Genomic DNA, 12,909 nt, shown 5'->3' with positions numbered 1-12,909 from the left:
TTAAAAAGCTGCTCCTGAGACTTTTGTCTGGGACAGCTTTTTTAAATATTTACAAATGGACTGGTATCGTTAATGATGAATCATGAGGTGATTCTTATTCAACCATTAACAATACTACAGCGAGTCATTGATTATATTGAAGAGCATATTAAAGATGAAATTAATCCTATAAAACTAGCGGAAATGGCTGGTTACTCTCCCTTCCATTTCTATCGAATTTTTCAAAAGCACATTGGCTATAGCGTCATGGATTATGTTTTAAAAAGAAAACTCCAGTATGCCTTGCATGAATTGGTCCATGGCAAAAAAATCATTCAAATTGCCATGGATTATGGATTTGAAACCCATTCTGGTTTTACCAAAGCCTTTAAGAAATGTTTTGGCAGCCCGCCAAGCTTATATAAACTGCATTGCCCAAGATCGCTGCCGCAAAAATTAGACTTGATGAGTCTTCAACAAAAAAATATTGGCGGCATTGTGATGCAGCCGAAGATTATTGTCAAAGCAGCCTTTTCTGTTGCTGGCAAAACCTTTGAAAGTATTATCGAAAACGTTTCGTATACTAGAGATCTACCGGCCTTTTGGGATCAGAAGGGGCTGACAGATGGTTCCACTGAAAGAATGCTTTACCAAGTATTAGCTCCCAAAAAACATGGGGAATATTGTATTAATTTGAGCAGTCCCGAACAGGAGGATCGCTTCACCTACTTATTTGCAGTTGATTTGGATGCAGGTGTTTCACCTTCGGACGATCTTACCCATCTAGAAATTCCGGCAGCAACGTATGCCATCTTTAAGACCCCTCTTGTTGGTGTGGACCAGTTTGTTCCTGCCATTAAAGGGACATGGCAGTATATTTTGGAGGATTGGCTTCCGCATTCAGCCTATGAAGTGGATGAAGCAGCTTTTGACTTTGAATATTATGATGAACATTGCCATTACTGGGATTATGAAAAAATATATATGGAAATCCATATCCCTATTAAAGAAAGAGAGTGAACGAGCATCACTCTCTTATTTTTTCAAGATTTTTCGATATAAAACTAGGACCGGAGTCAATAGGAATGCACATGTTAGAATAGCTATTTTAATCGTAAAGTTCACTGCAATCAGACCAATAACCGGACCGCCGCTAATTTGGCCAATGGCATCTACCTGCCCTTTTACGGAAAAGAAAGTCGCTCGTGTCGAGGAATCCGGGATCATTTGATTTAACCAAATATCCTCGAGTGGGTGCATCACATACCTAGCCACCTGGATGATGATATAAAAGATTAAAAAAACAATTAGATAACTTGATAAAGCAAACCCCACTAAGGAGGTGATGATCAGGACGCTTCCTGTAAATAGGGCAGCATAAATCGATGTAAGTTTTTGAGAGATTGAGCTCTTACTTATAAAATGAAGGGCTGCAAACGAAAAGATAACGACGATAAACTGAATTCCGCCTACAAGAAATACCAACCTTCCTTCTGCTAAATCTCTTAGTTCCATCCCCTTCAAAATATGAGGGATCCATAACCGGTCGAAGCCTTCGCTATAAAATCCAAAAAACAAAGCAATGAGAAAAAGGATTCTCATTAGGGAACTTCTTTTCGAAAACGCTATGATTTGGTTCATATTATCCTTGATCGTCTTCCATGAGGAAACTCTTTCTACGTGCTCCACTGGCTTAAAATGTTCCTCTTTCATTAAGAAGTATAATAAAACGGAAAGGCCAATCATTCCAAAGCCGCCCAGGACGATAGGCAGATTAATCATAAAGTACCCTGTTAACATGCTGAGAGGAATCGCGATCATTTTACCAAGATTACCGGCGTTCGCCCCTTTTATAAATGCGTCTGAGGCACGCTCTTTCCCTATTTCATCAGCAATCCAAGCCTGCTGGGCACCACTTGTAAAGGTATATCCGATTCCCCAAACAATTTGCGAAGCTATCACCGCGATAAAATACGGAAACATACCTTCTAAGATGAAACCAATTCCGATTAAGAAATAACCGATTAAAATCGAAAGCTTCCGACTCTTCAAATCTGAAACAATACCCGTCGGAATTTCAAACAGGAAAACCGCTGCCTCCAAAACTGTTCCAACTAAAACTAACTGCAGCGGGTCGAGCTTTACGATTTCTACTTGATATAACAAATTCATGGTAAAGATAAAAGTAAAAAATAATTGTGATAAGAAACATGTAAAAATATAAACTTTGTACGGATCTTTTTTGAAAAATAAACTCATTTTCTTTTCCCCCCTGAGGCAATTATAAAGGGGATGGAAAATGAAATCTGTTCCAAATTTGCGAAAATGATTTTGCTTTAGGGTGTCTCGGACACGGTTTAAATTCCATTGGTGTATAATAAAAATTGTAAACAAGAGAATGGATAGAGGTGTGTTCATGAAACAAGAAATTGCATTTTTTCAAAGAGAAGAATTAAAGGTAAAGCCAGATTCCGCTGCACTTGGTTTTGGGAAGTATTACAGCGATTACATGTTTGTTATGGATTATCATGCCGATCTCGGCTGGCATGATCCGCGAATCATCCCTTACGCTCCATTAACACTTGATCCAGCAGCCATGGTTTTTCACTATGGACAAGCCATCTTTGAAGGATTGAAGGCTTATAAAACAGCAGATGGAACCATCCAGCTCTTCCGTCCAGAAAAAAACATGCGCCGTTTGAATGAATCCTGTGATCGGTTATGCATCCCCCAAATTGATGAAGATTTTTTATTAAAGGCGATTAAACAATTAATTTTCACAGAAAAAGATTGGATTCCTGAAGGTGAAGGACAATCCCTTTACATTCGCCCGTTTGTTGTCGCAACCGAGGCCTATCTTGGAGTCCGCCCTGCCCGCCAGTATCAATTGCTCGTCATTCTCTCGCCATCTGGAGCCTATTATGGCGACCAATTAAGCCCTGTGAAAATATCTGTCGAAGAGCAGTACGTCCGGGCCGTCATCGGTGGAGTCGGCCATGTAAAGACCGCAGGAAATTATGCCGCCAGCCTGAAAGCACAGGAAAAGGCCGATGCAAATGGTTATGCCCAAATTCTTTGGCTGGATGCGAAAGAGAATAAGTATGTTGAAGAAGTTGGCAGTATGAATATATTCTTCAAGATCAATGGCGAGGTGGTAACACCCAAATTAAATGGCAGCATATTACCTGGTGTAACCCGCGATTCAGTAATTCAACTGCTAAAATATTGGAATGTGCCAGTCCGCGAAGCGAAAATTTCAATTGAAGAGGTTTATGACGCCCATAAGCGCGGTGAATTGGAAGAAGTCTTTGGTGCAGGAACGGCAGCCGTTATTTCTCCCGTAGGCGAATTAAACTGGAATGGTCATACCATCGTCATCAATGATCATCAAATCGGCCAGTTATCCCAGGACATCTATGATGAAATTACCGGAATACAACTTGGAAAAAAAGAAGATCCATTTAACTGGACTGTTAAAGTCAGCCCGGTCGAGGTTAATCAATACTAGTCTTAATATGAACTGGAAAAAAGTTAGAGGCACCTTCCGTTTTACAGAAGATGCCTCTATATTTTTTGTGCGTCGGGGTACTCGGCACCCTAGGCAACTTCGTTTTCGATTCTTCCCTTTTTCCTTTTTTTATTAACACCAAGTACTTTTAAAGATAGGTAAATTCCTGACCCTGTTAAGAAAATCATCGCAATTGCGGTTAGGTCGATTAACCATTTAATATTGGTTGTTCCAATTCTTCCTTCATGAAGCCCTCTAATAATACTCATGAAGGAACCTTGGGACTTTTCTCCTCGGAGACCGCCTTGACCTGGAAACTGGCCGTTTGTGCTAGCCCCAGGTTGGGCTTGAGTCTGGTTATTAGTCTGGTTTTGTCCGCTCGTCTGACCTTGTGGTTGTCCAGGTGCTTGGCTTGAATCTGAGCTTGTTCCTGGCAATTGGCCTGGCTGGAAATTCCCCATTCTTTCCGTCTGTGATTGTCCGATAAGCCACGGCTCATTCATTAACAAACCTGTGATAGACTCCATGAAAATAAATATAGAACAAATTAACCCAATCCATAAATGTGCTTTTCTCGTTTTTTTCATCATCATACTCCTCGTTTTAATTAATTTGGCTCGGTTAAACTTAGTTGTTGATTTGCGCTCCAATCAACAGTGTTAAAAATCGACAATGGTTTTTAACACAGCCATTAATTTATAGGTGCGATTATTAATTACTGCTCTTTCCATTTCCGCTTGGTGCACCCATTCCGCCGCCATTTGGAGGCATTCCACCTCCGGTCATTCCACCCATGCCGCCCATACCTTGCATCATCCCTCCTTGGTTATTAGAGGAACTGCTGGTAGAAACCTGCGGTAAGAGAATATTATCACCTTCGCTTACTCCATCCGTTATTTCCACATATTCATCTGTAGCAATCCCTGTTTTCACGGTCATTTGAACGTTCGTGCCAGCAGCGTTATCAGTGTTTGTGCCGGCTGAAGCAATAAGGACATATTTTTCATTATTATTTGTGTGAACGGCATCGACTGGGACATAAAGTGCATTTTCTTTGCTATTCGTTAGAATGCTTGCTTCAGTACTCATGCCAACCTTTAGATTGTATGGCTGATCAATATGAATCGTTACATCAAAAGTAGATGACCCGTTTGCAGAGGTACCTTCCTCTGCTACCGCAGTCACTTTCCCTGTATAGGTTTTATCAGGATAGGCGCTCACCGTTAAGCTGACTGTTTGATCCTTTTTAATTTTCGGTATGTCCAATTCATCAACTTGGACAACAGTTTGTAAATTTTTGTAGTTGGTCAAATGCGCCACTGCCTGTCCGTTTGTGACACGCTCACCTGCAGCTACTGAAACAGTTGTTACCACACCATCAGCTGGAGCCGTGATAGGATCACTGTCATCTGTGAAGGTAATCAGTTCATCTCCCTCTTTCACTTCCTCACCGGCTGTAACCAGCACTTCATCTATTTCGTTATTATCAATTGCTGATTTTATATCCTCGCTTGTAACTGGCTCCACCGTACCTGAGCCGCTGATTTTCACTTCTAGCTTTCCTTTTTGGACAACCGCGGTCCTTGTTTGTGTCGTCACTTCATTGCTGCTTGATTTTGAATGAAACCACTGATACCCTACAAATCCAATTACCAAAACACTTACTATAATCCAAATCCACTTTTTCACTTATCCTGCTCCTTTCACCCACGATAGTGTTGCGAACATTCTCCATGGAAGCTTTTTATTTGATAGACCTATTATCGTGTGCCAACCTTAACTTATACTTAACAAAAAGGCTCTGTTAAACTTGGTTGTTGATTTGCGCTCCAGGCGCTTCGCTTTCCGCGGGCGTGCCGGGGAGCCTCCTCGGCGCTTTGGCGCCTGCGGGGTCTCCCCTGCCCCGTACTCCCGCAGGAGTCTTCGCGCCTTCCGCTCCAATCAACAGTGTTAAAAAATCAACAGTGTCCATTAACACAGTCAACCAAAAAAAGCGAACAGTGACAGGCACTGTTCGCTCATATATAATCTTTGCTATCCAGTTGGCAGCTTCATTTTATCCCAGATTGTTGAAAAATAATGTCTGACCATTCCTAATTTGGCCCGCGGCTTGTTAGTTAAGATTGGTTCTGCAACGGGCTTTTCCAGCAATTCTATTTCCTGTTCCGTTTCAATAGAACCTACGTCCATTAGTTCGGGGCTGTAGATTGTATTTCCAGCCATGATGCTGCGAATCGAGCAGGCTAACTCCTCACTTGGACCATCCTTCAATAAGTACCCCTTTACATCCGCCTTTAAAGCCCGTTCAAAATAGCCAGCCCTTGCAAAGGTTGTTAAAATAATGACTTTACATCCTAATGACTTTAACGCTTCCGCTGCTTCTAGCCCGCTCATTTTAGGCATTTCTATATCCATGATACAAACATCCGGCTGTAATTGATGCACAAGTGCAACGGCCTCTTCTCCATTTCCGGCCTGCCCGACCACTTGCATATCATCTTCCATATTCAGCAGGGAACCTATTGCTCCTAACAGCAGTTCCTGGTCTTCGGCAATGACAATTCGAATCATATACAATCTCTCCTATTCGGGCAGAGCCATTATGCAGAAACTCCCCATAAATGCAGGGGAGTCAGCCAAAATGGTGTAGTTATAGTTCAGGTTTAGCTTGAATAGAAATACTTTTTTTCGCTATAGTTCGAACATCTTTAAAGCTTACAAAATTCTTTGCTTCCTCATCCCATAAACGGAATCGGAGTGACTTTAAACTGGTTGCAAGAGAAATCGTTGGTACATTTTGTAATGGAAGCGTGTTGTTGTGCGCCTCTTCCAGTTTATAGTTCGGCACCCTTGGGCTTAAATGGTGAACATGGTGAAATCCAATATTTCCTGTAAGCCATTGTAATACTTTTGGAAGCTTATAGAATGAACTTCCTTCCACAGCTGCCTTTACATACTCCCAATCTTTATCTTCCTCGAAATAAGAATCTTCAAATGTATGCTGTACGTAGAACAGCCAAATCCCTGCTGCACCTGAAATCATGAAAATGGAACCTTCAACTAAAAGGAATGCTTGCCAGCCGATCGCCCAGATTAGCAATCCTATTACAACTGCAATCAGTATATTCGTCAAATAGGTGTTCAAGCGTTCCTTCTTTTTTGCACCTTTTCGGTTAAATCTATTTTTAAGAAGGAAAACATAAATCGGTCCTAATACAAACATAACAATAGGATTGCGATAAAAACGATAGGCTAAACGAAGTTTAAGTGGCGCTGCTAAATATTCATCCACTGTAAGGGTCCAGATATCACCTGTACCGCGCTTATCCAAATTACCGCTTGTTGCATGATGAACGGAATGCTCGTGGCCCCATTTACCAAACGGGAATAACGTTAATACCCCCATCGCAGTCCCCAATATTCTATTGGCACGGCGGCTTTTAAAAAAGGAATAATGGGTGCAATCATGGAAAATAATGAAAATTCTTGTCAGAAATCCTGCAGCTATTATACATGGTACTAATGCTAACCAATAAGAAACAGACAGGCTGATATAGGCAAGGTACCATAAGATCATAAACGGTGCGACCGTATTAATAATCTGCCAAACACTTTCTCTTGTTGTTGAATTTTCAAAGGGAGCAACTTGCTTTCTTAAATTTTTAGTGTCTTGTAAGGTCATATGATTGGAATTCCCTTCTTTATGTGTCGTTATATCAAAGTATATCGGAAGGGAGATGGACTTGTTAGTAGCAGGTGTCATGTACGGGACATGATAAATGTCATATTCAGTAGAAAAATCGGAGATAATTTTTCATTTTGTGTTTAGTAATCATAACGATTAAAAACACTAAGTATGGCTTAGTATGTTTTTAAAGAACTGGAATAAACTCGAAATAAGACCAATTCAATGAAGAGAGTGATATAAGTGACGGAAATTACCTTTAAAGCCTTTGCAATCACGAATGAAATTGATTTGAACAAAATCGCCATTCATTGCGGCATTCCGAAAAAATTCACCTGGGAAGAGCCCCTAATTTTAAAAGGCGATATTCTAAAATCCATACTCACAAAAAATGTGGATGAATCGCAAATGGTGCTCGTTTTTTCTTTTGGCAGCATTGTCTTCATTAATCACACTGACGCAAGTGAAATGAAAGATTTATTTACTTACATCCATTCCTTCGAGTCAGATTTTGAAATCGTACATGCTGATAAATATACAGACGATTACAGTCTTCACATCCAAGAAACCGAAAACATCGAATTAACCGATGAATATGTGGTGGTACCTGAATATGAAGAGTTTTACCCTGAAGTGATTTCCACTGTGCTTGCAAAATCGGTGGCTCTTGAGAAAACCGAAGAACAGCTCGGAAAAATTCATGATAAGCTTGAGACAATGATTGATAGATTGGAAAAAGGCAGGCTGCGAATCGGGAACAAGGAATTGGCAAGAACAACAGCAAAAATCGTCCGTCATGAGTATAATACCCTTGCCTATATCATGATTCTCGATAAACCCGATATTACCTGGACCAGCAACAGTGCCAGCGAATTTTATGACAGAATGGGTGATTTCTTTGAATTGAACGACCGCTATAAAATCTTAAAAAGCAAAACTGAAATTCTGTATAACATCATGGATGGTTTTTCTACCATCTCCCATTCCATCCGCGGCCTTTTTGTTGAATGGATTGTCGTAATTCTCATTGTCATTGAGATTCTCCTAACTATTTTTGAAATTGCGGGATGGCTTCCAAAATGAATTTATTTAATTCACAAAAAATTCAATTAATCTAACACTTACTATTTCTAATTAACGATATAATACGAGTGTCACTTCATGAGTTCCCCACTTAAGCCTCTCTTGTTTTTTTAAAAAAAATTTAGAAAGCAGGTTGATTGATTTTATGAAAAAAAGCGGCACAACCAAAGATTTTTTTAGTAGCAATATTTTGCAGGTAAAAGCATTTAAACATGAATTTGCAAATCCAAAGGAACGACAGGAATTTTTAATGAATTTAGCAATAAGTTCTGAATTTGACATGCGGCACCGAGGTCTTCTGCTATATTACGGAAAGGATTTAATTGCCTACAAATGTGAAAAACCCTCCGACCAAAACCGCAACGAATTCCTCCGTGTCATTTCGAAATTTATGGCCAATTGCTTAGAAGACAACTGCCCGCCCTCATGGCAGCAATGTCAGTCCGCGTTTTGGGAAGAATTGATCTTCACCTTTTTTCCACATTCCATGAAAATTACCCCAAACGAAAAAGAAGTTGAAACCTTCCTATTCCAATTAAAGAAATTTGTCAGGTGGCTTGACCGTCGAACAGGTACTTCTTGGTATTCATTAGTCGAAAAATTTGCCCAAGCGGCCAGCTCTGAACTTAAAATCTGCGAGAAGCTGTTAAATTCCCTCTTTTTAAACGACTTCCCTCTAATTCATCAAACTGATTGGAATCGCGATCAAGATATTGAGCAGGTGCATCAGAAATTTAACCAATGTACTGATCAACTTGATAGTCTATTTGAAGTGACCAGCAGGATCGAGGAGACCGTTGTCTTAACTGAATTAGAAACTAATCGTACTTATTACATAAAAGGCCTGCCAAGCAAATTAATTGAAACAGGTATTATTATGAGTGGTATGATAGGCAAAAAATCCGGGGAATTGGTTTGGAGCTGGTTCCAAACAGAGGGAATCTATCCGCAAAGAGGGAGAAAGTACCTTGCTTTGAACACGAATCCTGATTCCAATTAATTATTATTGGAAGTTTTTTGTTAAAACCTATAGAACATTATAAGATTAGTATTTAAAATAGGAATATAGTATTCTTGACTACTTTGGAGTGACAGAAGATGTGCGAAACAGAACCATACTATATAACTCAATCTAAGAGATTCTGTAAAGAACTCGGAATGGACCCTAACGAACTAGCAAGTCCAAAAAGATTTTTGACAAAAGAAGAGCTTTTTATGAAAACGAAAGCCTATAGTGAGATTTTGGAAGTTGTAAGTTATTTTTCAACTAAACTTTTAGATTCATTAATAGGAACTCCTATTTTAATCAGTGTGTCTGATTCAAACGGCTACTTGTTACATATGGCTGGTGACGAAACCATCAAATCTACTGTCGAAGAATTTGGTATTAAGATAGGAAGCCTTTTTACACAGGAAGATACGGGGACAAATGTCATTAGCTTAGTATTACAACAAAGGCACCCTATATCCTTAATAGGTGAAGACCATTATCATAAGTTTCTATATGAAATAGCTTGTTATGGTGCACCGTTTCATTACACCGATGAAGATCATTTATTAGGCAGTGTAAGCATCATGATGCCGATTGCTTATCAGAATCCTTTATTACTAACGATGTTATCTCAGGTAGTTGATTCTATTGAAAGAGAATTGCTGCTCAGAAAACAAAATAGAAAGCTTAATATCTTAAACCAAATTATGTTAAGCAGAACTAGAAATGGCATCATCATAACAAATGAAAAAGGAACTACAACAGAGTTTAATGATTTTGCTCTGCAAATTTTTAACAAAAGAAGCAGTGCAGTGATTGGAAAAAGTATATATGATTCTGTTTTGATTGGAGAATATTTTCGACGGGTTATTGTGTATGGTGAAAAATATGAAAACGAAGTCCTTACATTTACAAACGAAAATGGTGATGACATCGTTTGTTTATTTGACGCGCATCCAATCTATGAGGAAGAAAGATTAATTGGGGGATTTGGTCAATTTCGAGACATCACGGACAGGTATTTATTTGAAGAAAAAATGAAGGAAGCTGAAAAGCTAGCACTTGCTGGACGAATTGCCGCTGGTATCGCCCATGAAATACGGAATCCGCTAACCACCGTCAGAGGCTACCTGCAATTCCTTGAAAAAGAGGTTGACGAAAGTACCTCTCAGTTATTTTCTAATTTGCTAATCCCAGAAATTGATCGGGCAAATAAAATTATTACAGATTTCTTGAGTATCACGAAGCCTTCGATTAAAGAGCTGGAACTCATTCAAGTTCAGCATTTTTTAGGTGATTACCTTTTGAAATTTCTCAAAAGTGAATCGTTATTATACAGTGTTGAATTGGATATTGAGATTCCTCCGGATGCTAAAAATCTTACCATCCTATGTAATCGTGAGGAATTATTGCAGGTTTTCATTAATTTAATTCAAAACTCCGTACAGGCCAAAAGTGATACTCCTTTAAAAATTAAACTCTCCACCAGAGTAGTTCCTGAACATGTCCAATTTATTTTTAGTGATAACGGGAAAGGAATTCCTCCTTCCATCTTGACCCATATTTTCGAACCGTTCTTTTCTACTAAAGATTTTGGAACCGGTTTGGGCTTACCCGTGTCACAAAAGATTGTGGAAAACCATAAAGGAACGATGCAAGCCAGCAGTGATGATCTGGGCACAGAATTTGTTATTGAACTACCAATCCATTACTAACCTGAAATTTTTTAGGGGACCATCTATTCAAAGATGGCCCCCTTTATTAAATATTATTTTTACGTTTATTGAACATTTTTTTGATAATGCGAATTTGGCCTCTGTGACTTAATTCGTCCTCGAAAACATGAAACCATTTGAAAAAATTGTTGGCTGGGCAGTCATACCAAAAAGGAGTTTGCTTATATAGCCATTCATCAGGAAGTGTTTTAAATTTTTCAATGGTTGTATTTCTAACATCGGACAGTTCCTGAAGATAATCGTCGATTGTTTTCCCTTTAAAGCATTCCTGCCCAAGGCTCCCTAAATCCAGCCCGGCTTGTAAGCGGCTAAACTCCTCCTCGGTTAGATCCCGATTTTCAAAGGTCACTATCTGATAAGTTTTTTCTACAGCGGCCAAATGAGCCAACAGCATCCCGATAGAATTAGCTTCCTCATCATAAAGAAAGTCCAGTTCCTCTATTGTTAAATCCTTTACGGCTTGAATCGTTGTTTCTCTCGTATAATTCATCATCGAAACTAATTTGCTAAACTCCAGGCCTAAGCCATCTTTTTGGTCGATTATATATAATGTTGCTGCATCTACCTTCACGAATTTCACCTCAATATTTCAGATAGTTACTTTAATTCCGCTTAAAACTGGAATATCCTTCAAAAAGGTACCTGACACCACCATATTTCGTGGTAGAATTCTATTAAATCTAAAAAAGCAGGTGACCTGTGTGACTAAATCCCAAAAAGTAACCCTATATTTTGTCCGTCATGGAGAAACGCAATTTAATGTGGAACGGCGATTGCAGGGATTTGCTGATTCCCCGCTTACTGAAAAAGGAATCGCCCAGGCCCAGGCAGTAGGAAGAGGATTAGCGGATGTTGAATTCAAAGCAGCCTATTGCAGTGAGAGTCAGCGTGTGATTGATACAGCCAATCATGCAATAGGAGACCGAAAAATACCGCTATCGACCGATGCACGCCTTAAAGAAATGAACTTTGGTGTCCTTGAATCATTATTGAGATCGGAAATTACCGCTCGATATGGGAATATACTTGAGACTTTATTTAGTCTTACTGATTTTAATCTGGCGGCTCCTGAGGGGGAGTCCTATTCCCAACTCTATTCACGGACTTGTTTAGCGATTGATGAAATTCTTAAAAATCATGAGCTTGAAGGCGGAAATATTCTTGTATTTTCTCACGGCGTAACCATTGGAAATTATTTAATGCAATTAACCACAAGCGAAAAATATCTTCACCATGATAATTGCAGCGTATCTGTTGTCAGCTACCTGGACGGGGAATTTCAAGTGGAACGGATTGCGGACACGTCTTTTAGAGAGCGAGGGGCAAATTGAAAAATACCATTGGGATGGCTAAACAGGAAGGGCTCTTATCGACCATCATCGCAATTAATCCGATCTGACGGGCTTTATGAACCGCTCTTATCGACCGTCATAGGTTTTTTTCGAACGGGACAATGCTTTTAACTTCGTAAAACAAAAAGAGCGATTACTTTATTAGCAATCGCTCTTACTTAATAGGTTATTTTATGTATTTATAGTGGGCCTAAATGGACTCGAACCATCGACCTCACGCTTATCAGGCGTGCGCTCTAACCAGCTGAGCTATAGGCCCATATGGAGCGGGTGATGAGAATCGAACTCACAACATCAGCTTGGAAGGCTGAGGTTTTACCACTAAACTACACCCGCATGTGGTATTAAAGAATGGCTGGGCTAGCTGGATTCGAACCAACGCATGTCGCAGTCAAAGTGCGATGCCTTACCGCTTGGCTATAGCCCAATATTATGAATGTAATGGGGCGACTGATGGGAATCGAACCCACGAATGTCGGAACCACAATCCGATGCGTTAACCACTTCGCCACAATCGCCAAAATCTATATATCAATAGCAGCAAACCTGCTAGGAAAAAAATGGCGGTCTGGACG

At 39.8% G+C, this 12,909-nt stretch carries 12 protein-coding genes and 4 tRNA genes; 6 read left to right on the top strand and 10 right to left on the bottom strand.

The window, feature by feature from the left end; genetic code table 11:
* Positions 1-72 precede the first annotated feature (72 nt).
* The gene (locus ACIFOT_RS29235) at positions 73-999 is read left to right on the top strand and encodes an AraC family transcriptional regulator (protein WP_430071541.1); all 927 of its coding nucleotides are present in this window, start codon (positions 73-75) and stop codon (positions 997-999) included.
* Positions 1,000-1,014: 15 nt separating this feature from the next.
* Here ACIFOT_RS29235 and ACIFOT_RS29230 read toward each other — a convergent pair whose 3' ends face one another.
* Positions 1,015-2,238 carry an MFS transporter gene (locus tag ACIFOT_RS29230; protein ID WP_430071539.1) on the bottom strand — a complete coding sequence of 408 codons (1,224 nt, stop codon included), beginning with the start codon at positions 2,236-2,238 and terminating at the stop codon, positions 1,015-1,017.
* Between the two features lie 157 nt (positions 2,239-2,395).
* Between ACIFOT_RS29230 and ACIFOT_RS29225 the strand changes: the two genes are divergently transcribed.
* Complete coding sequence (locus tag ACIFOT_RS29225; RefSeq protein WP_430071536.1) at positions 2,396-3,487, top strand: branched-chain amino acid aminotransferase; 1,092 nt, start codon at positions 2,396-2,398, stop codon at positions 3,485-3,487.
* 89 nt (positions 3,488-3,576) lie between these two features.
* Here the strand turns inward: ACIFOT_RS29225 and ACIFOT_RS29220 are convergent, their stop codons facing one another.
* The 4 genes from ACIFOT_RS29220 to ACIFOT_RS29205 all read right to left on the bottom strand — a co-directional run bounded on the left by ACIFOT_RS29220 (position 3,577) and on the right by ACIFOT_RS29205 (position 7,169).
* Positions 3,577-4,137: a PepSY-associated TM helix domain-containing protein gene (locus ACIFOT_RS29220; protein ID WP_430071533.1), complete on the bottom strand. Its 561-nt coding sequence runs from the start codon at positions 4,135-4,137 to the stop codon at positions 3,577-3,579.
* A 61-nt stretch (positions 4,138-4,198) separates the two neighbouring features.
* On the bottom strand, positions 4,199-5,176 hold the full coding sequence (locus ACIFOT_RS29215) for an efflux RND transporter periplasmic adaptor subunit (RefSeq protein WP_430071530.1): 978 nt from the start codon (positions 5,174-5,176) through the stop codon (positions 4,199-4,201).
* Between the two features lie 345 nt (positions 5,177-5,521).
* Positions 5,522-6,058, bottom strand: coding sequence for a response regulator (locus tag ACIFOT_RS29210; RefSeq protein ID WP_430071527.1), 537 nt, complete (start codon positions 6,056-6,058; stop codon positions 5,522-5,524).
* Positions 6,059-6,137: 79 nt separating this feature from the next.
* Positions 6,138-7,169, bottom strand: coding sequence for a fatty acid desaturase (locus ACIFOT_RS29205; protein ID WP_430071524.1), 1,032 nt, complete (start codon positions 7,167-7,169; stop codon positions 6,138-6,140).
* 246 nt (positions 7,170-7,415) lie between these two features.
* Between ACIFOT_RS29205 and ACIFOT_RS29200 the strand changes: the two genes are divergently transcribed.
* The 3 genes from ACIFOT_RS29200 to ACIFOT_RS29190 all read left to right on the top strand — a co-directional run bounded on the left by ACIFOT_RS29200 (position 7,416) and on the right by ACIFOT_RS29190 (position 10,961).
* Positions 7,416-8,255, top strand: a complete 840-nt coding sequence (locus tag ACIFOT_RS29200) for an RMD1 family protein (protein WP_430071522.1) — start codon at positions 7,416-7,418, stop codon at positions 8,253-8,255.
* Positions 8,256-8,400: 145 nt separating this feature from the next.
* Positions 8,401-9,255 (top strand): hypothetical protein, encoded by an 855-nt coding sequence (locus tag ACIFOT_RS29195; protein WP_430071520.1) that lies wholly within the window; start codon positions 8,401-8,403, stop codon positions 9,253-9,255.
* Positions 9,256-9,353: 98 nt separating this feature from the next.
* Positions 9,354-10,961, top strand: a complete 1,608-nt coding sequence (locus ACIFOT_RS29190) for an ATP-binding protein (RefSeq protein ID WP_430071517.1) — start codon at positions 9,354-9,356, stop codon at positions 10,959-10,961.
* Between the two features lie 46 nt (positions 10,962-11,007).
* Here ACIFOT_RS29190 and ACIFOT_RS29185 read toward each other — a convergent pair whose 3' ends face one another.
* Positions 11,008-11,475, bottom strand: a complete 468-nt coding sequence (locus ACIFOT_RS29185) for a DinB family protein (protein WP_430071697.1) — start codon at positions 11,473-11,475, stop codon at positions 11,008-11,010.
* 208 nt (positions 11,476-11,683) lie between these two features.
* On the opposite strand from ACIFOT_RS29185, the gene ACIFOT_RS29180 reads away from it, so the two are divergent.
* Positions 11,684-12,313: a histidine phosphatase family protein gene (locus ACIFOT_RS29180; RefSeq protein WP_430071514.1), complete on the top strand. Its 630-nt coding sequence runs from the start codon at positions 11,684-11,686 to the stop codon at positions 12,311-12,313.
* Positions 12,314-12,519: 206 nt separating this feature from the next.
* On the opposite strand, the gene ACIFOT_RS29175 is transcribed toward ACIFOT_RS29180, so the two are convergent.
* The 4 genes from ACIFOT_RS29175 to ACIFOT_RS29160 all read right to left on the bottom strand — a co-directional run bounded on the left by ACIFOT_RS29175 (position 12,520) and on the right by ACIFOT_RS29160 (position 12,852).
* Positions 12,520-12,593, bottom strand: a tRNA-Ile gene (locus ACIFOT_RS29175).
* 3 nt (positions 12,594-12,596) lie between these two features.
* Positions 12,597-12,670, bottom strand: a tRNA-Gly gene (locus ACIFOT_RS29170).
* A 16-nt stretch (positions 12,671-12,686) separates the two neighbouring features.
* Positions 12,687-12,761, bottom strand: a tRNA-Gln gene (locus tag ACIFOT_RS29165).
* Positions 12,762-12,776: 15 nt separating this feature from the next.
* Positions 12,777-12,852, bottom strand: a tRNA-His gene (locus ACIFOT_RS29160).
* Positions 12,853-12,909: the final 57 nt, after the last annotated feature.

The sequence above is a fragment of the Neobacillus sp. NRS-1170 genome, assembly GCF_050468025.1.
Note: the sequence above shows the minus strand (reverse complement) of the source record. Positions and strands in the feature narration are given on the sequence as shown.

Excerpts from the sequence above, each read along its gene's own strand:
- ACIFOT_RS29235 (WP_430071541.1), top strand. The coding sequence starts at position 73 with ATGATGAATCATGAGGTGATTCTTATTCAACCATTAACAATACTACAG.
- ACIFOT_RS29230 (WP_430071539.1), bottom strand. The coding sequence starts at position 2,238 with ATGAGTTTATTTTTCAAAAAAGATCCGTACAAAGTTTATATTTTTACA.
- ACIFOT_RS29225 (WP_430071536.1), top strand. The coding sequence starts at position 2,396 with ATGAAACAAGAAATTGCATTTTTTCAAAGAGAAGAATTAAAGGTAAAG.
- ACIFOT_RS29210 (WP_430071527.1), bottom strand. The coding sequence starts at position 6,058 with ATGATTCGAATTGTCATTGCCGAAGACCAGGAACTGCTGTTAGGAGCA.
- ACIFOT_RS29205 (WP_430071524.1), bottom strand. The coding sequence starts at position 7,169 with ATGACCTTACAAGACACTAAAAATTTAAGAAAGCAAGTTGCTCCCTTT.
- ACIFOT_RS29195 (WP_430071520.1), top strand. The coding sequence starts at position 8,401 with ATGAAAAAAAGCGGCACAACCAAAGATTTTTTTAGTAGCAATATTTTG.
- ACIFOT_RS29190 (WP_430071517.1), top strand. The coding sequence starts at position 9,354 with ATGTGCGAAACAGAACCATACTATATAACTCAATCTAAGAGATTCTGT.
- ACIFOT_RS29185 (WP_430071697.1), bottom strand. The coding sequence starts at position 11,475 with ATGATGAATTATACGAGAGAAACAACGATTCAAGCCGTAAAGGATTTA.